Source organism: Streptomyces sp. NPDC093261, from assembly GCF_044753645.1.
Classification (GTDB): Bacteria; Actinomycetota; Actinomycetes; order Streptomycetales; family Streptomycetaceae; genus Streptomyces.
In genome coordinates this window covers 177691-195614 of record NZ_JBIVNO010000002.1, presented here as the reverse complement: position 1 = coordinate 195614, position 17924 = coordinate 177691, and the positions used below count along the sequence as shown (strand labels likewise).

Genomic DNA, 17924 nt, shown 5'->3' with positions numbered 1-17924 from the left:
TGTGCGGCTCATGCCGAGTGTCCAGACCCGTGCGGGTTACTACATCCCTCGGGCCTGTCTTGAGGCTTATCCCACGCGGCCGCTCCGGGCCTGTCGGCATTGCTCCATAAGCCCCATACGCCGTTGATAAGCATCTTTCCGCGTAAACGAACCGCCCCGGCGGCACAGAGCGTGCAGCCGGGGCGATACGTACGCGCAGCAGGCGATACGAGCCTGCGCGACCAGCGGCGTGATCAGCGCTTGCTGTACTGCGGCGCCTTGCGGGCCTTCTTCAGACCGGCCTTCTTGCGCTCGACCGCACGGTCGTCGCGGCGGAGGAAGCCGGCCTTCTTCAGCGGGCCGCGGTTGTTGTCGACGTCCGCCTCGTTCAGCGCACGGGCGACACCGAGACGGAGCGCACCGGCCTGACCGGAGACGCCGCCACCCGCGATGCGGGCGATGACGTCGTAGCGGCCCTCGAGCTCGAGCACCTTGAAGGGCTCGTTGACTTCCTGCTGGTGCACCTTGTTCGGGAAGTAGTCCTCGAGGGTGCGACCGTTGATCTTCCACTTGCCGGTGCCCGGAACGATCCGGACACGGGCGATCGCGTTCTTGCGGCGGCCCAGGCCGGCGGCCGGCTGGGGCTCGCCGAAGCGGGACGCGAGGGACTCGGAGGTGTACTCACCCTCCACCGGGACCTCGGTCTCGGTGGTGTAGCTGTCGATGTCAAGCTCTTCGAGCGGCTGCTCGGCAGTGGTCTCGGCCACGATTCTCCTCAGATTCTCTTCAGTCTTAGGGGGTGGCCGGACTTACTGCGCGACCTGGGTGATCTCGAACGGCACCGGCTGCTGCGCAGCGTGCGGGTGCTGGTCACCCTTGTAGACCTTCAGCTTCGAGAGCATCTGACGGCCCAGGGAGTTCTTGGGGAGCATGCCCTTGACGGCCTTCTCGATGGCCTTCTCGGGGTTGTTCGCCAGCAGGTCGTCGTAGCGGACGGAACGCAGACCACCCGGGTAGCCGGAGTGGCGGTACGCCATCTTCTGGGTCCGCTTGTTACCGGACAGGTGCACCTTGTCCGCGTTGATGATGACGACGAAGTCGCCGGCGTCCACGTGGGGCGCGTAGATCGGCTTGTGCTTGCCACGCAGAAGGGTGGCGGCGGTGGTGGCCAGACGGCCCAGGACGACGTCCTGAGCGTCGATGACGTGCCACTGACGCGTCACATCGCCGGGCTTGGGGCTGTACGTACGCACGGTTCGTAGCCTTCGCTTCTTCAGTGAGGTTCCTGACAAGGTCACCGAAGACGATCACGACAGCCCTGACCGCACCGCGGTGACGCAAGCCGCGTGCTAGTCGCTGGTCATCGGCCCGGCGGACCGGTGTAAGGGCCCCTCACGTGAGAATGAGCAAGCCAATACACATAACGAACAGCCAGGATAACGGGGCCGCCGACATGGGTCAAAACGGGGCCGCCGCCACCCGGCCACGCCATCCGGGTGAACGGAGCTTTGTCTCGCTTGAGCTGTGTTGTCGCTGTGGTGCTCGCCGAAGGGGAACAAGGCGGTCCGCGGCGCGTCTAAGATGCGCCGCATGAGTTATGGGCAGGGGGAGCCCCAGTGGGATCCCTGGAAACCGAGTTCCCAGCAGGGCAGCCGCGGCGGCACCCCCGACTGGGCCGCGCTCGCCGAGCAATCCGAGGCGCGCAACAAGCGCCGCCGACTGCTGCTGATCCTCGGCGGGGCCCTGGCCACGATCGGCATCGGCGCCGCCGTCGCGGTCGCGGTCGTGTCCGCGAACGGCCACGCCGAAGCCTCCAACCAGCCGGCCAGCGCCTTGCCCAGTTCGGCGGCGATTCCCGGTGAGAGCGACGCCCCGACCCCGTCCTTCGCGCCGACCTCGGCGCCTCCGCCGCTGAACCCGATGGACTTCATCTCCAGCGCGAAGAAGGACACGGCCCCGATCAGCGCGAACACGCTGTTCCCCGGGACCCAGCTCACCGTGGGCGCGAACGTCTACAAGCGGGGCCCCTCGGCCGCCACGGCGAACTGCGCCTCGGCCGTCCAGGGCACCCTTCCCGCGGTGCTCACCAAGAACGACTGCACGAGGCTCTTCCGCGCCACCTACACCAAGGACGGCGTCGCGGTGACGGTCGGTGTGGCCCTGTTCGACAACGCCTCCCAGGCGACGAAGGCGAAGCAGGAGGCGGACGGCAAGAGCATCATCACCTCGCTGTTCGGCAAGGGCGTGCCCGCGTTCTGCCGGACGAAGATCTGCCGCTCCACCACCAATTCCTACGGCCGCTACGCCTACTTCACGCTCGCCGGGTTCACCAGCGGCAAGGACGTGACGGTCAAGGACGCCAAGGTCTTCGCGGCGGGCGACGACCTGGCCGAGTTCACCTTCCGCCAGATACGCCGCCGCGGCGAGGCGCAGGCGTCCGCGGCCGCCAGCCGGTAGCGGCCCGGCCACCGGCCGGCAGCGGCCCGGCCACGGGCAGCAGCGCCCGGCTCCCGGTCGGCATCCCCCAGGCGAGCCGGGGGGATGCCGACCGGGAGCGCCCCGGGCCGGCCGGGGGCTCAGCAGCAGCCCGCCCCCGGCAGCGTCCGCTTGTTCCGCGCCTCCTTGTTCCGCGCGGCGAGCAGCTCGTCGGCCGGATAGCCGACCTCCTCCAGCGTGAGCCCGTGCGGCCGTACGACATGCACCGCCGAGTCCCGCACCCCGGCGGCCAGCACCTTCCCGGGCCAGTCCGGCGGGCGGTGCCCGTCCCCCACGAACAGCAGCGCCCCGATCAGTGAGCGCACCATGTTGTGGCAGAACGCGTCCGCCCGGACGGTGGCGGTGACGATGCCGTCCTGCCCGCGCACCAGGCTCAGCTCCTGAAGGGTGCGGATGGTGGTGGCGCCCTCGCGCCTCTTGCAGTAGGCGGCGAAGTCGTGCTCCCCGAGGAGGTGGCGGGCCGCCTCGTTCATGGCGTCGACGTCGAGCGGCCAGTCGTGCCACAGGACATGGCCCCGCAGCAGGGGATCGACACCGCCGGGGTTGTCGGTGACCCTGTACGCGTACCGCCGCCAGACGGCCGAGAAACGGGCGTTGAAGCCGCTGGGGGCCTCCCGCAGGGCCCACACCCGTACGTCCTTGGGCAGGCGGCCCGCAAGCCGCTTCAGCAGCTTCCCGCGCTGCTCGCCCCAGACCTCCAGGGGCAGATCGACATGGGCCACCTGTCCGCGCGCGTGCACCCCGGCGTCGGTCCGCCCGGCCACGGTCAGCTCGTACGTCTCCCGGGACCGCGTGACCGTCCGCAGCGCGTCCTCGATCTCTCCCTGCACGGTCCGTTTGCCGCCGGCCTGCTTGGCCCAGCCATGGAAATCGGTGCCGTCGTAGGAGAGGTCGAGACGGACGCGGACGTGTCCGGGCTGTACTTCGTCGCTCACTCCTCGATCCTCTCAGGTACGCGAAAGCGGGCCCGCCCCGCGAAGGGCGGACCCGCTCGGTGCGAGGGTGGACTCAGGCGTCCTTGGACTCCTCGGCCGGAGCCTCCGCAGCCTCGTCGGCGGCCGGAGCCGCCTCCTCGACCTTGGTCTCCTCGGCCTTGCCCTCGGCCTCCTTGACGGCGCGCTTCGTCGCCGCCTCGGCCTCGCCGACCGCCTTCTGCTGCACCGTCAGCGCCTCGACCAGCTCGATCACGGCCATGGGCGCGTTGTCGCCACGGCGGTTACCGATCTTGGTGATGCGGGTGTAGCCACCCGGACGGTTCTCGTAGCGCGGGCCGATCTCGGTGAAGAGCGTGTGAACGACGCTCTTGTCCGTGATCACCTGGAGCACCTGACGGCGGTTGTGAAGGTCGCCCTTCTTCGCCTTGGTGACCAGACGCTCGGCGTACGGACGCAGCTTGCGCGCCTTCGCCTCGGTGGTGGTGATACGGCCGTGCTCGAAGAGCGCCTTCGCGAGGTTCGCGAGGAGGAGCTTCTCGTGCGCGGCGCTGCCGCCCATACGGGCGCCCTTGGTGGGCCTCGGCATCGTGTTTCTCCTAGGTGTCTGCCCCGGCCGTGTCAGGTACCGGAGTCAGTATCCGAGCGGGCGGTCGCCCGTCGGAGATCCAGGCCCCCGAAGGGGCCTGGAAAGTGTGCGGGGAACTGCGTGACCGGCCACAACCGGCACGCAGACGCAGTACGGCCTCCCCGCGGAGCGCTCAGTACTGCTCGGTCTCGACGAACCCGGCGTCCGCGTCGTCGTCGGCGCCGAAGGCGTCGGCGGCGGCCGTGGGGTCGAATCCGGGCGGGCTGTCCTTCAGGGCCAGGCCCATGCCGGCCAGCTTCGCCTTGACCTCGTCGATGGACTTCGCACCGAAGTTGCGGATGTCCAGGAGGTCGGCCTCGGAGCGCGCGACCAGCTCACCCACGGAGTGGATGCCCTCGCGCTTGAGGCAGTTGTAGGAGCGGACCGTGAGCTCCAGCTCCTCGATCGGCAGCGCCAGGTCGGCGGCCAGGGCGGCATCCGTCGGGGACGGGCCCATGTCGATGCCCTCGGCGTCGATGTTCAGCTCGCGGGCGAGGCCGAACAGCTCGACCAGGGTCTTGCCGGCCGACGCCATGGCGTCACGGGGACGCATGGCCTGCTTGGTCTCGACGTCGACGATCAGCTTGTCGAAGTCGGTGCGCTGCTCGACACGGGTCGCCTCGACCTTGTAGGTGACCTTGAGAACCGGCGAGTAGATCGAGTCGACCGGGATACGGCCGATCTCCTGGCCCACCTGCTTGTTCTGCACGGCGGAGACGTAACCGCGACCGCGCTCGACGGTCAGCTCCATCTCCAGCTTGCCCTTGCCGTTGAGCGTGGCGAGGACGAGGTCGGGGTTGTGCACCTCGACACCGGCCGGGGGCGCGATGTCGGCGGCGGTGACGAGACCCGGGCCCTGCTTGCGCAGGTACATCACGACCGGCTCGTCGTGCTCGGAGGAGACGACGAGCTGCTTGATGTTGAGGATCAGGTCGGTGACGTCCTCCTTGACACCCGGCACGGTGGTGAACTCGTGCAGAACGCCGTCGATGCGGATGGACGTGACCGCCGCACCCGGGATCGAGGAGAGGAGCGTACGACGCAGGGAGTTGCCGAGGGTGTAGCCGAAGCCCGGCTCCAGCGGCTCGATCACGAACCGGGAGCGGAACTCGTCGACGACCTCTTCGGTCAACGAGGGACGCTGAGCGATCAGCATGTGTGGATCAGATCCTTCTTTCGTGGACGCCCGCTATTTGACGTCCGACGGAAACCGCACCCGTGGAAAGTGCGGGTACTGCAAGGGTACGGGCGGTACGGCCCGAAAGGACCGTACCGCCCGGAACCCGCTGCCCGGCGACTGCCGGACGAAGCAGCCGTGCGTCAGACGCGGCGGCGCTTCGGCGGACGGCAGCCGTTGTGCGGGGTCGGGGTGACGTCCTGGATGGAGCCGACCTCGAGACCCGTGGCCTGCAGGGAACGGATCGCGGTCTCACGACCGGAGCCCGGGCCCTTGACGAACACGTCGACCTTGCGCATGCCGTGCTCCTGGGCGCGGCGGGCAGCCGACTCGGCGGCCATCTGCGCGGCGAACGGCGTGGACTTCCGGGAGCCCTTGAAGCCGACGTGGCCGGCGGAGGCCCAGGAGATCACGTTGCCGGACGGGTCGGTGATCGAGACGATGGTGTTGTTGAACGTGCTCTTGATGTGCGCGTGGCCGTGAGCGACGTTCTTCTTTTCCTTGCGGCGCACCTTCTTGGCAGCGCCCTGACGACCCTTGGGGGGCATCTACTAACTCCTACGGGAGGTGGTCGGTCCTACAGCGAAGACCGTGGACAGGTGTCCGCTGCGGACTACTTCTTGCCCGGCTTCTTCTTGCCGGCGATGGCGCGACGCGGGCCCTTGCGGGTGCGGGCGTTGGTGCTGGTGCGCTGACCGCGGACGGGCAGACCGCGGCGGTGCCGCAGACCCTGGTAGGTACCGATCTCCACCTTGCGGCGGATGTCGGCCTGGATCTCACGACGGAGGTCACCCTCGGTCCTGATGTTGTTGTCGACGTACTCGCGGATCGCGACGAGCTGCTCTTCGGTCAGGTCGCGAACGCGGGTGTTCGGGTCGACGCCGGTCGCAGCCAGCGTCTCCTTCGAGAGAGTCCGGCCGATGCCGAACACGTAGGTGAGGGCGATCTCCACGCGCTTTTCGCGCGGGATGTCGACACCGGAAACGCGTGCCATTCAATGGCTCCAGTTGACTACTCGGAGGTCTTCCACAGGACCGGCTCCCAGCCGCCGTACGAGGTACGAACTGGGTCCCCGGCCTCCGAACCGGGGGTGTCGAGCCATACGGCTCGGGCCCTGCGTATGAACTATTCAGCTTGCGTCGCGCGAATCTCTGCGAATCGATGCAGAGGGTGCGGTCCTGCGTCAGCCCTGGCGCTGCTTGTGGCGCGGGTTCTCGCAGATGACCATGACCCGGCCGTGACGGCGGATCACCCTGCACTTGTCGCAGATCTTCTTGACGCTCGGCTTGACCTTCATGGGATGTGAGGTTCTCCGGGTCAGTGCCACCACCCCGCGAGAGCGGGATGCGCCCCCTGCGGATGCGGGGGGCGGGCAAGATCTACTTGTATCGGTAGACGATCCGGCCACGCGTCAGGTCGTACGGAGACAGCTCCACCACGACCCGGTCGTCAGGGAGGATGCGGATGTAGTGCATACGCATCTTGCCGCTGATGTGTGCCAGGACCTGGTGGCCGTTCTGGAGCTCGACCTTGAACATGGCGTTCGGAAGAGACTCGACGACAGTGCCCTCGATCTCGATGGCACCTTGCTTCTTGGCCACGCTTCGCCCTTCGAATCGACTACCTTGATCGACCCCGTACGAGCGCATGCGGACATACGGATGCACGAGAGCCGACGAGTCAGTCTACGTCAGCGCACCCGGAAACACGAATCGGAGGAGTCTGCCCCACACCGAAGATCATTATGCGAGAGGGTCGGGAGCCACGGTGACGCCGTACTCCGCGAGCTTGGCCTTGCCGCCGTCGGGGGCCGTGAGCACCAGGGGGCCCTGCTCGGTCAGGGCGACGGTGTGCTCCCAGTGGGACGACCACGTGCCGTCCGTGGTGACGACCGTCCAGTCGTCCTCGAGGACGTCGGTCCGCGGCGTCCCGAGCGACACCATCGGCTCGATGGCCAGGCAGAAGCCGGGCACCAGCTTCGGGCCCTTGCCGCGCCGCCGGTCGACGTAGTTCAGCAGATGAGGATCCATGTGCATCTCGGTGCCGATGCCGTGGCCGCCGTAGTCCTCGATGATCCCGTACCGCCCGCCGCCCGGCTTGGGCTGCCGGCGGATGTACGTCTCGATCGCCCGGGAGACGTCCACGAGCCGGTGCCCCTGCTTCACGGCCGCGATCCCGGCCCACATGGACTCCTCGGTCACCCGGGACAGCTCGATCAGCTCCGGGGCGTGACCGGACCCCACGAAGGCGGTGAAGGCCGCGTCCCCGTGCCAGCCGTCCACGATCGCGCCCGCGTCGATGGAGATGATGTCGCCGTCCTTGAGGACCACCTCGTCGGAGGGGATGCCATGGACGACCACCTCGTTCACGGAGGTGCAGATGGTCGCGGGGAAGCCGCCGTAGCCCAGGAAGTTCGACTTCGCCCCGTGCTCGGCCAGCACCTTGCGGGACACCTCGTCCAGGTCCTTCGTCGTGGCGCCCGGTACCGCCGCCTCTCGGGTGGCCGCGTGCACGGCGGCGACGACCAGCCCCGCCTCACGCATCTTCGCGATCTGCTCGGGGGTCTTGATCTGCACCATGAGGGCTGCGGCCTTTCTGACCGGGGCTACGGATACCTTCAACGATACGGGGCCGCGCCATCCGGCCGGTCCGGTGTGGAGGGGGCGGGATCACGCCCGTCAGGCGGGTGAGAACGTGCCGTCCGGGCCGATGAGGCGCCGGGGCCGGGCCGCCGGGAAGGCGGCGCCACCGGCACCGCCCACAGCTCGGCCGCGGCCCCCGGCAGGGGAAACCGCGGCCGTGGCAGCGGCGACGACTACTTGTCGCCGGCCTTCTGCTTGAGCGCCTCCATGGCGCGCTGGGTGACCTCTTCCACCTTGCCGAGCGCGGAGATGGTGACCACCAGGCCCTGGGCCTTGTAGTAGTCGATGATCGGCTCGGTCTGCGTGTGGTAGACCTCCAGCCGCTTGCGGACGGTCTCCTCGGAGTCGTCGTCGCGCTGGTACAGCTCGCCGCCACAGATGTCGCAGACGCCGTCCTGCTTCGGAGGCTTGTACGACACGTGGAAGACGTGCGAGGAGTCGTTGCGGCAGACGCGGCGGCCCGCGATGCGCTTGACGACCTCGTCCTCGGGGACTTCCAGGTCGAGCACCGCGTCGAGCTTCATGCCCTCGGCCTTGAGCATCTCGTCCAGCGCCACGGCCTGCGAGACGTTGCGCGGGAAGCCGTCGAGAAGGAAGCCGTCTCGCGCGTCCGGCTGCTCCATACGGTCCTTGGCCATCGCGATGGTGACCTCGTCCGGGACCAGGTTGCCCGCGTCCATGTAGGACTTCGCGAGTTTCCCGAGCTCCGTCTGGCGGCTGATGTTGGCGCGGAACAGGTCGCCCGTGGAGATGTGCGGGATCGACAGGTTCTTGGCAAGGAACGCGGCCTGCGTTCCCTTGCCGGCACCGGGCGGCCCGACGAGGACGATTCGCATCAGCGGAGGAACCCTTCGTAATTGCGCTGCTGGAGCTGGCTCTCGATCTGCTTCACCGTCTCGAGACCGACACCCACGATGATGAGGATGCTGGTACCGCCGAACGGGAAGTTCTGGCTTGCCCCAAAGCCAACCAACGCCATTGTCGGTACGAGAGCGATCAGGCCCAGATACAGCGAACCCGGCCAGGTGATCCGGTTGAGCACGTACGAGAGGTACTCAGCGGTGGGCCGACCGGCCCGGATGCCCGGGATGAAGCCACCATACTTCTTCATGTTGTCCGCGACTTCCTCGGGGTTGAAGGAGATCGCCACGTAGAAGAACGCGAAGAAAACGATCAGGAGGAAGTACGTGGTGATGTAGATCGGGTGATCACCCTTGGTCAGGTTGTTCTGGACCCACGCCTTCCAGCTCGAGTTGCCACCCGCGAACTGGGCGATCAGGCTCGGGATGTACAGCAGCGACGAGGCGAAGATCACGGGGATCACACCCGCCTGGTTGACCTTCAGCGGGATGTACGTGGACGTGCCGCCGTAGGAGCGGCGGCCGATCATGCGCTTCGCGTACTGGACCGGGATACGGCGCTGCGCCTGCTCGACGAAGACCACCAGGCCGACCATGACGAGGCCCACGACGATCACGGTGAAGAACTCGATCCAGCCTCCGGCCAGCTTGCCCTGGAGCTTGATCGTCCACAGCGCGCTCGGGAAGGTCGCGGCGATCGAGATGAACATCAGGATCGACATTCCGTTGCCGATGCCGCGGTCCGTGATCAGCTCACCGAGCCACATGACGACACAGGTGCCCGCCGTCATCGTGACGACCATGGTGATGGTGGTGAAGATCGACTGGTCGGGCACGATCTGCGTCGCCACCGGGCACCCCTGGAACAGGGCACCGCTGCGCGCGGTGGCCACGAGGCCGGTGCCCTGGAGGATGGCGAGGGCCACCGTCAGGTAACGGGTGTACTGCGTGATCTTCGTCGTACCGGCCTGACCCTCCTTCTTGAGGGCCTCGAGGCGCGGGATGACCACGGTCAGCAGCTGCAGAATGATGCTCGCCGTGATGTACGGCATGATCCCGAGCGCGAAAAGGGTGATCTGGAGCAGTGCGCCGCCGCTGAACATGTTGATCAGACTGAACAGCCCGCGGTTCGAGCTGGCCACTTGCATACAGGTCTGGACGCTCTTGTAGTCGATGCCGGGGATCGGGATGTGCGTACCAACGCGGTACACCACGATGATCCCGAGCGTGAAGAGCAGCTTCTTGCGCAGGTCGGGCGTCCTGAACGCCCGGGCGAACGCGGTGAGCACGGTGCCTCCTGCGACCCCCGCGCAACTGCGTCAAGGGTGATGGTCTTGAGAATCCGACTGAACAACGACATAGCTAACGGTCGACTGCCGTCTTGAGTGCCCGATAGCGCGGCACCCGTGAAAGTTGGCAGTGCAGGCCACCTTACCGGCGAGACTGCCCCCCTTGGAACGACCAACCGGGGATACCCCTTATGTGGGATATCCCCGGTTGCGACCGTTCAGGTCATCGAGACGCCTGAAAGACTCAGACGAGCTCGGTGACGGTACCGCCGGCAGCGGTGATCTTCTCCTTGGCGGAGCCGGAGACGGCGTCGACCGTCACCTGAAGCGCCACGGAGATCTCGCCCTGGCCGAGGACCTTGACGAGCGCGTTCTTGCGAACGGCGCCCTTGGCGACCAGACCCTCGACGGTGACCTCGCCACCCTCCGGGTACAGCGCGGCCAGCTTGTCGAGGTTCACGACCTGGTACTCGGTCTTGAACGGGTTCTTGAAGCCCTTCAGCTTCGGGAGGCGCATGTGCAGCGGCATCTGGCCACCCTCGAAGCGCTCCGGAACCTGGTAGCGGGCCTTGGTGCCCTTGGTGCCACGACCGGCCGTCTTACCCTTCGACGCCTCACCACGACCGACACGGGTCTTGGCGGTCTTGGCGCCCGGGGCGGGACGGAGGTTGTGGATCTTGAGCGGGTTCTGCTCCGCCATGATCAGTCGACCTCCTCGACCGTCACGAGGTGGCGGACGGTGTGCACCATGCCGCGGAACTCGGGGCGGTCCTCCTTGACGACCACGGTGTTGATCCCCTTGAGACCAAGCGACCGCAGAGTGTCACGGTGGTTCTGCTTGCTGCCGATGTAGGACTTGACCTGCGTGATCTTGAGCTGCGCCATGATTACGCACCCGCCCCGGCACGCGCACGCAGCAGGGCCGCGGGAGCGATGTCCTCGAGCGGCAGACCACGGCGGGCCGCGATCTCCTCGGGACGCTGCAGGCCCTTCAGGGCCGCCACGGTCGCGTGCACGATGTTGATCGCGTTGTCGGAGCCGAGCGACTTCGACAGCACGTCGTGGATACCGGCGCACTCGAGCACGGCACGCACCGGACCACCGGCGATAACACCGGTACCGGGCGACGCGGGCTTCAGGAGCACGACGCCGGCAGCCTTCTCACCCTGGATCGGGTGCGGGATGGTGCCCTGGATCCGGGGGACCTTGAAGAAGTGCTTCTTGGCCTCCTCAACGCCCTTGGCGATGGCGGCCGGCACCTCCTTGGCCTTGCCGTATCCGACACCCACGGTGCCGTCACCGTCGCCCACCACGACCAGCGCGGTGAAGCTGAAGCGACGACCACCCTTCACAACCTTGGCGACGCGGTTGATCGCGACAACGCGCTCAACGTACGCGGTCTTCTCGGCGGCAGCAGCGCCGCCGTCACGGCCCTTCCGGTCCCGCCGCTCGCCGCCACCGGCACCGCCACCGCGGCGCTGGGGTCCAGCCATTGGATTTACCTCTCTCTTTTCCGCTAGCTACGGCGGCTCAGAACCTGAGCCCGGCTTCGCGGGCGGCGTCCGCCAGGGCGGCGATGCGCCCGGCGTACTGGTTGCCACCACGGTCGAACACGACAGCCTCGACACCGGCGGCCTTGGCACGCTCGGCGACCAGGGCGCCCACCTGCTTGGCCTGCGCGGACTTGTCGCCCTCGCCACCACGGATCGAGGTGTCCAGGGTGGACGCCGAAGCCAGGGTGTGGCCCTTCAGGTCGTCGATCACCTGCGCCACGATGTGGCGGTTGGAGCGGGTCACGACCAGACGGGGACGCTCCGCCGTACCAGAGACCCGCTTGCGGATCCGGATGTGACGGCGCTTGATCGCGGCGCGCTTGTAGGCGTCGCCCTTGAGGATCTTCTGCCCGTATGCCATGGCTTACTTACCCGCCTTTCCGACCTTGCGGCGGATGACTTCGCCCTCGTACTTGACGCCCTTGGCCTTGTACGGGTCGGGCTTGCGCAGCTTGCGGATGTTGGCCGCAACCTCGCCGACCTTCTGCTTGTCGATGCCCTCGACCTGGAAGCGGGTCGGGGTCTCCACCTTGAAGGTGATGCCCTCGGGGGCCTCGACCAGGATCGGGTGGCTGTAGCCGAGGGCGAACTCGAGGTTCGAACCCTTGGCGGTCACGCGGTAACCGACACCGCTGATCTCGAGCTTCTTCACGTAACCCTGGGTCACGCCGGTGATCATGTTCGCCACCAGCGTGCGGGACAGGCCGTGGAGGGCCTTGTTCTGACGCTCGTCGTTGGGGCGGGTCACCTGGAGGGCGCCGTCCTCGTTCTTGACGATCTCGATCGGCGCGACGAGGGTGTGGGTCAGCTCGCCCTTGGGGCCCTTGACCGAAACCGTGTTGCCGTCGATGGTGACGTCCACGCCGGCGGGAACCGCGATGGGGAGCTTGCCGATGCGCGACATAGCTGTTTCCTCCGTTCCCTTCCGTTACCAGACGTAGGCGAGGACTTCCCCACCCACGCCCTTCTTGCCGGCCTGCTTGTCGGTGAGGAGCCCGTGGGACGTGGAGATGATCGCCACGCCCAGGCCGCCGAGCACCTTCGGCAGGTTGGTGGACTTCGCGTAGACCCGGAGACCGGGCTTGGAGATCCGCTTGATGCCCGCGATGGAGCGCTCACGGTTCGGGCCGAACTTCAGCTCGAGGACGAGGTTCTTGCCGACCTCGGCGTCCTCGACACGCCAGCCCGTGATGAAGCCCTCCTGCTGGAGGATCTCCGCGATGTGAGACTTGATCTTCGATGCCGGCATCGTCACGGAGTCGTGGTACGCCGAGTTCGCGTTCCGCAGACGCGTCAGCATGTCTGCGATCGGATCAGTCATGGTCATGAATTGGCCTTCGGCCTCTCTCGCCGGGGTTTCCTGGTGCGCCATCCCTCTCCCCGATCCGAGACGGGACGGGTGCGGCGCGGTGGACCTACGGCGTAGTAAGTCGTACGGGCGGCAGACGCCCAACCCCACAAGCCTAAGGCATGTGAGGTGGGTCGCCTGCCGACCCAGATGCTTACCGAGAGCCCGGTATCAACCCAACTGGGCTGTTACCAGGAGCTCTTGGTCACGCCCGGCAGCTCGCCACGGTGAGCCATCTCACGAAGGCACACGCGGCACAGGCCGAACTTGCGGTACACGGAGTGCGGACGGCCGCAGCGCTGGCAGCGGGTGTACGCGCGCACACCGAACTTGGGCTTGCGAGCAGCCTTGGCAATCAGAGCCTTCTTCGCCATCTCGCTCACGCCTCCTTGAACGGGAAGCCGAGGTGACGAAGGAGCGCGCGGCCCTCAGCGTCGTTGGTCGCCGTGGTGACCACGGTGATGTCCATACCCCGGACGCGGTCGATCTTGTCCTGGTCGATCTCGTGGAACATGACCTGCTCCGTGAGACCGAAGGTGTAGTTGCCACGGCCGTCGAACTGCTTGGGGGACAGGCCGCGGAAGTCGCGGATGCGCGGAAGCGCCAGCGACAGGGTGCGGTCCAGGAACTCCCACATGCGGTCGCCACGGAGCGTGACGTGGGCACCGATCGGCTGGCCCTCACGCAGCTTGAACTGCGCGATGGACTTGCGGGCCTTGGTGACGGCCGGCTTCTGACCGGTGATCGTGGTGAGGTCGCGGATGGCGCCCTCGATCAGCTTGGAGTCGCGGGCGGCGTCGCCCACACCCATGTTGACCACGATCTTGACGAGGCCCGGGATCTGCATGACGTTCTCGTACTTGAACTCGTCACGCAGCTTGCCGGCGATCTCGTCGCGGTACTTCTGCTTCAGACGCGGGGCAGTGGTGGTAGCCATCAGATGTCCTCACCCGTCCGCTTGGCAACGCGGATCTTGTTGCCTTCGTCGTCGAAGCGGTAACCGACACGCGTGACGACCTTCTGACCGTCCTTCTCCACGACGAGCTGAACGTTGCTCACGTGAATCGGGGCCTCGGTGGTCACGATGCCGCCGGCCTGGGAACCGCCGGCGGCCGGGCCGGCCTTGGTGTGCTTCTTGACCCGGTTGACACCCTCGACCAGGACACGCTCCTCGCGCGGGTAAGCGGCAATGACCTTGCCCTGCTTGCCCTTGTCCTTGCCGGTGATGACCTGGACCAGGTCGCCCTTCTTGATCTTCATGCTTACAGCACCTCCGGCGCGAGCGAGATGATCTTCATGAACTTCTTCTCGCGCAGCTCACGGCCGACGGGGCCGAAGATACGGGTGCCGCGAGGGTCGCCGTCGTTCTTCAGAATGACGGCGGCGTTCTCGTCGAAGCGGATGTACGAGCCGTCCGGACGGCGGCGCTCCTTGACGGTGCGAACGATGACCGCCTTGACGACGTCACCCTTCTTCACGTTGCCACCGGGGATCGCGTCCTTGACGGTGGCGACGATGACGTCACCGATGCCCGCGTAGCGGCGACCGGAGCCACCGAGCACACGGATGCAAAGGATCTCCTTCGCACCAGTGTTGTCGGCGACACGCAGTCGCGACTCCTGCTGGATCACGTCTATCTCCTGTTTGTCTGCCGGTTCCCCGGGGGCCGCTCGGCGAGCGGCCCCCGGAGCCTGGCGGAACTGTCCTGCGAGGGGTGCCTCGCAGGAGAATTACTTGGCCTTCTCGAGGATCTCGACGACGCGCCAGCGCTTGGTCGCGGACAGCGGCCGGGTCTCCATCAGGAGGACGCGGTCGCCGACACCCGCGGCGTTCTGCTCGTCGTGCGCCTTGAGCTTGTTCGTACGGCGGATGACCTTGCCGTACAGCGCGTGCTTGACACGGTCCTCGACGGCGACGACGACGGTCTTGTCCATCTTGTCGCTGACGACGAGACCCTCACGGGTCTTGCGGAAGCCGCGCGCCTCAGTGTTCTCAGTCACGTTGTTCTCGCTCATCAGGCGTTCTCCACCGTTTCGATGCCCAGCTCACGCTCGCGCATCAGGGTGTAGATCCGCGCGATGTCCTTGCGGACCGCCTTCAGACGGCCGTGGTTCTCCAGCTGGCCCGTCGCCGCCTGAAAGCGGAGGTTGAACAGCTCTTCCTTGGCCTCGCGGAGCTTGCCCAGAAGCTCCTCGTTGCCCAGCTCGCGCAGCTCGGACGCCTTGGTACCGGCCGACATCACGCTTCACCTGCCTCGCGCTTGACGATCCGGCACTTCATCGGCAGCTTGTGGGCCGCACGGGTCAGCGCCTCACGGGCGATCTTCTCGTTCGGGTAGGACAGCTCGAACATCACCCGACCGGGCTTGACGTTCGCGATCCACCACTCGGGGGAACCCTTACCGGAACCCATACGGGTCTCGGCGGGCTTCTTGGTCAGCGGACGGTCCGGGTAGATGTTGATCCAGACCTTGCCGCCACGCTTGATGTGGCGGGTCATCGCGATACGAGCCGCCTCGATCTGGCGGTTCGTGACATAGGCCGGGGTCAGCGCCTGGATGCCGTACTCGCCGAACGCAACCTGCGTTCCACCCTTGGCCATTCCATCGCGCTTCGGGTGGTGCTGCTTGCGGTGCTTGACCCTACGGGGGATCAGCATGTCGGTCAGGCCTCCGTTCCGGTGCTCTCAGCCGGAGCGGACGCGGGAGCCTCGGCCTTGGGGGCCTCGGCGCCGGCAGCCTGCTGCGGCTTGCGACCGCGCCGCTCGCCACCGCGGCCACCACGGGCCGGGCGGTCGGCGCCACCGCGGGCCGGGCGGTTACCCGCACGGGCGGCAGCGTTCTCGGCGCGGACCTCGGCGATGTTCTTGACGTCGCCCTTGTAGATCCAGACCTTCACGCCGATGCGGCCGAAGGTCGTCTTGGCCTCGAAGAAGCCGTAGTCCACGTTCGCACGGAGCGTGTGCAGGGGCACACGGCCCTCGCGGTAGAACTCCGAGCGGGACATCTCGGCGCCGCCGAGGCGGCCACCGCACTGGATCTTGATGCCCTTGGCGCCCGCCTTCATCGCCGACTGCATGCTCTTGCGCATGGCGCGGCGGAAGGAGACGCGGGAGGAGAGCTGCTCGGCGACGGCCTGAGCAACCAGCTGAGCGTCGGTCTCGGGGTTCTTGACCTCGAGGATGTTCAGCTGGACCTGCTTGCCCGTGAGCTTCTCGAGGTCGCCGCGGATGCGGTCGGCCTCGGCGCCACGGCGGCCGATGACGATGCCCGGACGCGCGGTGTGGATGTCCACGCGGACGCGGTCACGGGTGCGCTCGATCTCCACCTTGGAGATGCCGGCGCGCTCCATGCCGGACGTCATCATCCGACGGATGGCGACGTCTTCCTTGACGTAGTCCTTGTACAGCTTGTCGGCGTACCAACGCGACTTGAAGTCGGTCGTGACACCGAGCCGGAACCCATGCGGGTTTACCTTCTGGCCCATTACCGGGTTCCTTCCTTGCTGCTGACGACCACGGTGATGTGGCTGGTCCGCTTGCGGATCCGGTAGGCACGGCCCTGGGCACGCGGACGGAACCGCTTCAGGGTCGGGCCCTCGTCGACGTACGCCTCGGAGATGTAGAGGCTGTCGGCGTCGGTGTGGTCGTAGTTGTGCGCGGCGTTGGCGATGGCGCTGTCGAGCACCTTGCCGACCGGCACGGAGGCTGCCTGCGGAGCGAATCGCAGGACGGCCTGGGCCTCCGTGGCGTCCATGCCACGGATGAGGTCCACCACGCGGCGGGCCTTCATGGGCGTGACGCGGATGTACCGCGCCTGGGCCCTGGCTTCCATGGTTGTCCCTTCAGTTACTTACGTGTCTGAATGCGATCCGCTTAGCGGCGCTTCGACTTCCGGTCGTCCTTGACGTGGCCCCGGAAGGTGCGCGTCGGCGAGAACTCGCCGAGCTTGTGGCCGACCATCGACTCGGTGACGAACACCGGGATGTGGGTCTTGCCGTTGTGCACCGCCAGCGTGTGGCCCAGCATGGCCGGGACGATCATCGAGCGGCGGGACCAGGTCTTGATGACGTTCTTGGTGCCGGCTTCGTTCTGGACATCCACCTTCTTCATCAGGTGGTCGTCGACGAAGGGCCCCTTCTTCAGGCTACGAGGCATCTCAACCCGTCCTTAGCGCTTCTTGTTCGTCTTGCGGCGGCGGACGATGTACTTGTTGCTCGCCTTCTTGGCCGAACGAGTACGGCCTTCCTTCTTACCCCACGGGGACACCGGGTGGCGGCCACCGGAGGTACGGCCCTCACCACCACCGTGCGGGTGGTCGACAGGGTTCATGACCACACCACGCACGCTGGGGCGGACGCCCAGCCAGCGCTTGCGGCCGGCCTTGCCCCAGTTGATGTTCGACTGCTCGGCGTTGCCGACCTCGCCAACGGTGGCGCGGCAGCGGACGTCGACCAGGCGGATCTCACCGGACGGCATGCGCAGGTGGGCGTAGGCGCCCTCCTTCGCGAGCAGCTGCACGGACGCACCGGCCGAGCGGGCGAACTTGGCGCCGCCGCCCGGACGCAGCTCGATGGCGTGCAGGGTCGTACCGACCGGGATGTTGCGCAGGGCAAGGTTGTTGCCCGGCTTGATGTCGGCCCCGGGACCGTTCTCGACGCGGTCCCCCTGCTGCAGGTTGCGCGGGGCGAGGATGTAGCGCTTCTCGCCGTCGGCGTAGTGCAGCAGCGCGATACGCGCGGTGCGGTTGGGGTCGTACTCGATGTGCGCGACCTTCGCCGGCACGCCGTCCTTGTCGTGACGACGGAAGTCGATCACTCGGTAGGCGCGCTTGTGTCCGCCACCCTGGTGGCGAACGGTCACACGACCGGTGTTGTTACGGCCGCCCTTGCTGTGCAGGGGGCGGACCAGCGACTTCTCCGGCGTGGACCGCGTGACCTCGACGAAGTCGGCGACGCTGGCGCCACGACGGCCCGGCGTAGTCGGCTTGTACTTGCGGATTCCCATTTCTCAGTCCTCGTCC

General features: G+C 67.1%; 30 protein-coding genes. 1 reads left to right on the top strand and 29 read right to left on the bottom strand.

Going from position 1 to position 17924, the window contains the following annotated elements; all coding sequences use genetic code 11:
- Positions 1–233: 233 nt before the first annotated feature.
- Entirely contained in the window at positions 234–746 is a 513-nt protein-coding gene (gene rpsI, locus ACIP94_RS07350; RefSeq protein WP_358782548.1) for a 30S ribosomal protein S9, read from the bottom strand.
- A 42-nt stretch (positions 747–788) separates the two neighbouring features.
- The gene (gene rplM / locus ACIP94_RS07345) at positions 789–1232 is read right to left on the bottom strand and encodes a 50S ribosomal protein L13 (protein ID WP_402420818.1); all 444 of its coding nucleotides are present in this window, start codon (positions 1230–1232) and stop codon (positions 789–791) included.
- Between the two features lie 337 nt (positions 1233–1569).
- Between rplM and ACIP94_RS07340 the strand changes: the two genes are divergently transcribed.
- Positions 1570–2436, top strand: coding sequence for a hypothetical protein (locus ACIP94_RS07340; protein ID WP_402420815.1), 867 nt, complete (start codon positions 1570–1572; stop codon positions 2434–2436).
- A 119-nt stretch (positions 2437–2555) separates the two neighbouring features.
- Here the strand turns inward: ACIP94_RS07340 and truA are convergent, their stop codons facing one another.
- The 27 genes from truA to rplB all read right to left on the bottom strand — a co-directional run bounded on the left by truA (position 2556) and on the right by rplB (position 17908).
- Positions 2556–3410, bottom strand: coding sequence for a tRNA pseudouridine(38-40) synthase TruA (gene truA, locus ACIP94_RS07335; RefSeq protein WP_402420813.1), 855 nt, complete (start codon positions 3408–3410; stop codon positions 2556–2558).
- Positions 3411–3483: 73 nt separating this feature from the next.
- Positions 3484–3996, bottom strand: a complete 513-nt coding sequence (rplQ, locus tag ACIP94_RS07330) for a 50S ribosomal protein L17 (RefSeq protein WP_402420810.1) — start codon at positions 3994–3996, stop codon at positions 3484–3486.
- A 172-nt stretch (positions 3997–4168) separates the two neighbouring features.
- Positions 4169–5191 carry a DNA-directed RNA polymerase subunit alpha gene (locus ACIP94_RS07325; protein WP_003966937.1) on the bottom strand — a complete coding sequence of 341 codons (1023 nt, stop codon included), beginning with the start codon at positions 5189–5191 and terminating at the stop codon, positions 4169–4171.
- A gap of 164 nt (positions 5192–5355) precedes the next feature.
- Positions 5356–5760, bottom strand: a complete 405-nt coding sequence (gene rpsK / locus ACIP94_RS07320) for a 30S ribosomal protein S11 (RefSeq protein ID WP_003956432.1) — start codon at positions 5758–5760, stop codon at positions 5356–5358.
- Between the two features lie 65 nt (positions 5761–5825).
- Positions 5826–6206, bottom strand: a complete 381-nt coding sequence (gene rpsM / locus ACIP94_RS07315) for a 30S ribosomal protein S13 (protein ID WP_402420807.1) — start codon at positions 6204–6206, stop codon at positions 5826–5828.
- Positions 6207–6395: 189 nt separating this feature from the next.
- The gene (rpmJ, locus tag ACIP94_RS07310; protein ID WP_003998809.1) at positions 6396–6509 is read right to left on the bottom strand and encodes a 50S ribosomal protein L36; all 114 of its coding nucleotides are present in this window, start codon (positions 6507–6509) and stop codon (positions 6396–6398) included.
- 82 nt (positions 6510–6591) lie between these two features.
- Positions 6592–6813 (bottom strand): translation initiation factor IF-1, encoded by a 222-nt coding sequence (gene infA / locus ACIP94_RS07305; RefSeq protein ID WP_003948620.1) that lies wholly within the window; start codon positions 6811–6813, stop codon positions 6592–6594.
- 141 nt (positions 6814–6954) lie between these two features.
- On the bottom strand, positions 6955–7791 hold the full coding sequence (gene map / locus ACIP94_RS07300; protein WP_402420804.1) for a type I methionyl aminopeptidase: 837 nt from the start codon (positions 7789–7791) through the stop codon (positions 6955–6957).
- A gap of 236 nt (positions 7792–8027) precedes the next feature.
- Entirely contained in the window at positions 8028–8690 is a 663-nt protein-coding gene (locus tag ACIP94_RS07295; protein ID WP_402420801.1) for an adenylate kinase, read from the bottom strand.
- Complete coding sequence (secY, locus tag ACIP94_RS07290) at positions 8690–10003, bottom strand: preprotein translocase subunit SecY (protein WP_402420798.1); 1314 nt, start codon at positions 10001–10003, stop codon at positions 8690–8692. The genes ACIP94_RS07295 and secY overlap by 1 nt, the downstream gene beginning before the upstream one ends.
- 244 nt (positions 10004–10247) lie before the next feature.
- Positions 10248–10703: a 50S ribosomal protein L15 gene (gene rplO, locus ACIP94_RS07285; RefSeq protein WP_059127184.1), complete on the bottom strand. Its 456-nt coding sequence runs from the start codon at positions 10701–10703 to the stop codon at positions 10248–10250.
- Positions 10704–10705: 2 nt separating this feature from the next.
- Positions 10706–10888, bottom strand: a complete 183-nt coding sequence (rpmD, locus tag ACIP94_RS07280) for a 50S ribosomal protein L30 (RefSeq protein WP_003998814.1) — start codon at positions 10886–10888, stop codon at positions 10706–10708.
- Between the two features lie 2 nt (positions 10889–10890).
- Positions 10891–11496 carry a 30S ribosomal protein S5 gene (rpsE, locus tag ACIP94_RS07275; RefSeq protein ID WP_365161927.1) on the bottom strand — a complete coding sequence of 202 codons (606 nt, stop codon included), beginning with the start codon at positions 11494–11496 and terminating at the stop codon, positions 10891–10893.
- 37 nt (positions 11497–11533) lie between these two features.
- On the bottom strand, positions 11534–11917 hold the full coding sequence (rplR, locus tag ACIP94_RS07270) for a 50S ribosomal protein L18 (RefSeq protein ID WP_402420795.1): 384 nt from the start codon (positions 11915–11917) through the stop codon (positions 11534–11536).
- Positions 11918–11920: 3 nt separating this feature from the next.
- Positions 11921–12460: a 50S ribosomal protein L6 gene (gene rplF, locus ACIP94_RS07265; protein WP_402420792.1), complete on the bottom strand. Its 540-nt coding sequence runs from the start codon at positions 12458–12460 to the stop codon at positions 11921–11923.
- 24 nt (positions 12461–12484) lie between these two features.
- Entirely contained in the window at positions 12485–12883 is a 399-nt protein-coding gene (gene rpsH, locus ACIP94_RS07260; protein ID WP_030046382.1) for a 30S ribosomal protein S8, read from the bottom strand.
- Positions 12884–13092: 209 nt separating this feature from the next.
- Positions 13093–13278, bottom strand: a complete 186-nt coding sequence (locus ACIP94_RS07255; RefSeq protein ID WP_003956452.1) for a type Z 30S ribosomal protein S14 — start codon at positions 13276–13278, stop codon at positions 13093–13095.
- A gap of 5 nt (positions 13279–13283) precedes the next feature.
- Positions 13284–13841, bottom strand: coding sequence for a 50S ribosomal protein L5 (rplE, locus tag ACIP94_RS07250; protein ID WP_164587869.1), 558 nt, complete (start codon positions 13839–13841; stop codon positions 13284–13286).
- Positions 13841–14164 carry a 50S ribosomal protein L24 gene (gene rplX, locus ACIP94_RS07245; RefSeq protein WP_402420790.1) on the bottom strand — a complete coding sequence of 108 codons (324 nt, stop codon included), beginning with the start codon at positions 14162–14164 and terminating at the stop codon, positions 13841–13843. The genes rplE and rplX overlap by 1 nt, the downstream gene beginning before the upstream one ends.
- Positions 14165–14166: 2 nt before the next feature.
- Positions 14167–14535, bottom strand: a complete 369-nt coding sequence (rplN, locus tag ACIP94_RS07240) for a 50S ribosomal protein L14 (protein ID WP_003998823.1) — start codon at positions 14533–14535, stop codon at positions 14167–14169.
- Positions 14536–14634: 99 nt separating this feature from the next.
- Positions 14635–14919, bottom strand: a complete 285-nt coding sequence (gene rpsQ, locus ACIP94_RS07235) for a 30S ribosomal protein S17 (protein ID WP_004984524.1) — start codon at positions 14917–14919, stop codon at positions 14635–14637.
- The gene (rpmC, locus tag ACIP94_RS07230; protein ID WP_018564811.1) at positions 14919–15143 is read right to left on the bottom strand and encodes a 50S ribosomal protein L29; all 225 of its coding nucleotides are present in this window, start codon (positions 15141–15143) and stop codon (positions 14919–14921) included. The genes rpsQ and rpmC overlap by 1 nt, the downstream gene beginning before the upstream one ends.
- Positions 15143–15562, bottom strand: coding sequence for a 50S ribosomal protein L16 (gene rplP / locus ACIP94_RS07225; protein WP_018564810.1), 420 nt, complete (start codon positions 15560–15562; stop codon positions 15143–15145). The genes rpmC and rplP overlap by 1 nt, the downstream gene beginning before the upstream one ends.
- A gap of 5 nt (positions 15563–15567) precedes the next feature.
- The gene (rpsC, locus tag ACIP94_RS07220) at positions 15568–16389 is read right to left on the bottom strand and encodes a 30S ribosomal protein S3 (RefSeq protein ID WP_003998826.1); all 822 of its coding nucleotides are present in this window, start codon (positions 16387–16389) and stop codon (positions 15568–15570) included.
- Positions 16389–16736 carry a 50S ribosomal protein L22 gene (rplV, locus tag ACIP94_RS07215; RefSeq protein WP_019329637.1) on the bottom strand — a complete coding sequence of 116 codons (348 nt, stop codon included), beginning with the start codon at positions 16734–16736 and terminating at the stop codon, positions 16389–16391. The genes rpsC and rplV overlap by 1 nt, the downstream gene beginning before the upstream one ends.
- A 41-nt stretch (positions 16737–16777) precedes the next feature.
- Positions 16778–17059, bottom strand: coding sequence for a 30S ribosomal protein S19 (rpsS, locus tag ACIP94_RS07210; protein WP_311696773.1), 282 nt, complete (start codon positions 17057–17059; stop codon positions 16778–16780).
- A gap of 12 nt (positions 17060–17071) precedes the next feature.
- Positions 17072–17908, bottom strand: a complete 837-nt coding sequence (gene rplB / locus ACIP94_RS07205; protein ID WP_402420784.1) for a 50S ribosomal protein L2 — start codon at positions 17906–17908, stop codon at positions 17072–17074.
- Positions 17909–17924: the final 16 nt, after the last annotated feature.

Coding starts and splice junctions, on each gene's coding strand:
- ACIP94_RS07340 (WP_402420815.1), top strand. CDS start 1,570: ATGAGTTATGGGCAGGGGGAGCCCCAGTGGGATCCCTGGAAACCGAGT.
- rplQ (WP_402420810.1), bottom strand. CDS start 3,996: ATGCCGAGGCCCACCAAGGGCGCCCGTATGGGCGGCAGCGCCGCGCAC.
- ACIP94_RS07325 (WP_003966937.1), bottom strand. CDS start 5,191: ATGCTGATCGCTCAGCGTCCCTCGTTGACCGAAGAGGTCGTCGACGAG.
- rpsK (WP_003956432.1), bottom strand. CDS start 5,760: ATGCCCCCCAAGGGTCGTCAGGGCGCTGCCAAGAAGGTGCGCCGCAAG.
- rpsM (WP_402420807.1), bottom strand. CDS start 6,206: ATGGCACGCGTTTCCGGTGTCGACATCCCGCGCGAAAAGCGCGTGGAG.
- rpmJ (WP_003998809.1), bottom strand. CDS start 6,509: ATGAAGGTCAAGCCGAGCGTCAAGAAGATCTGCGACAAGTGCAGGGTG.
- map (WP_402420804.1), bottom strand. CDS start 7,791: ATGGTGCAGATCAAGACCCCCGAGCAGATCGCGAAGATGCGTGAGGCG.
- ACIP94_RS07295 (WP_402420801.1), bottom strand. CDS start 8,690: ATGCGAATCGTCCTCGTCGGGCCGCCCGGTGCCGGCAAGGGAACGCAG.
- rplO (WP_059127184.1), bottom strand. CDS start 10,703: ATGGCGGAGCAGAACCCGCTCAAGATCCACAACCTCCGTCCCGCCCCG.
- rpmD (WP_003998814.1), bottom strand. CDS start 10,888: ATGGCGCAGCTCAAGATCACGCAGGTCAAGTCCTACATCGGCAGCAAG.
- rpsE (WP_365161927.1), bottom strand. CDS start 11,496: ATGGCTGGACCCCAGCGCCGCGGTGGCGGTGCCGGTGGCGGCGAGCGG.
- rplR (WP_402420795.1), bottom strand. CDS start 11,917: ATGGCATACGGGCAGAAGATCCTCAAGGGCGACGCCTACAAGCGCGCC.
- rplF (WP_402420792.1), bottom strand. CDS start 12,460: ATGTCGCGCATCGGCAAGCTCCCCATCGCGGTTCCCGCCGGCGTGGAC.
- rpsH (WP_030046382.1), bottom strand. CDS start 12,883: ATGACCATGACTGATCCGATCGCAGACATGCTGACGCGTCTGCGGAAC.
- ACIP94_RS07255 (WP_003956452.1), bottom strand. CDS start 13,278: ATGGCGAAGAAGGCTCTGATTGCCAAGGCTGCTCGCAAGCCCAAGTTC.
- rplE (WP_164587869.1), bottom strand. CDS start 13,841: ATGGCTACCACCACTGCCCCGCGTCTGAAGCAGAAGTACCGCGACGAG.
- rplX (WP_402420790.1), bottom strand. CDS start 14,164: ATGAAGATCAAGAAGGGCGACCTGGTCCAGGTCATCACCGGCAAGGAC.
- rpsQ (WP_004984524.1), bottom strand. CDS start 14,919: ATGAGCGAGAACAACGTGACTGAGAACACTGAGGCGCGCGGCTTCCGC.
- rpmC (WP_018564811.1), bottom strand. CDS start 15,143: ATGTCGGCCGGTACCAAGGCGTCCGAGCTGCGCGAGCTGGGCAACGAG.
- rplP (WP_018564810.1), bottom strand. CDS start 15,562: ATGCTGATCCCCCGTAGGGTCAAGCACCGCAAGCAGCACCACCCGAAG.
- rpsC (WP_003998826.1), bottom strand. CDS start 16,389: ATGGGCCAGAAGGTAAACCCGCATGGGTTCCGGCTCGGTGTCACGACC.
- rplV (WP_019329637.1), bottom strand. CDS start 16,736: ATGGAAGCCAGGGCCCAGGCGCGGTACATCCGCGTCACGCCCATGAAG.
- rpsS (WP_311696773.1), bottom strand. CDS start 17,059: ATGCCTCGTAGCCTGAAGAAGGGGCCCTTCGTCGACGACCACCTGATG.
- rplB (WP_402420784.1), bottom strand. CDS start 17,908: ATGGGAATCCGCAAGTACAAGCCGACTACGCCGGGCCGTCGTGGCGCC.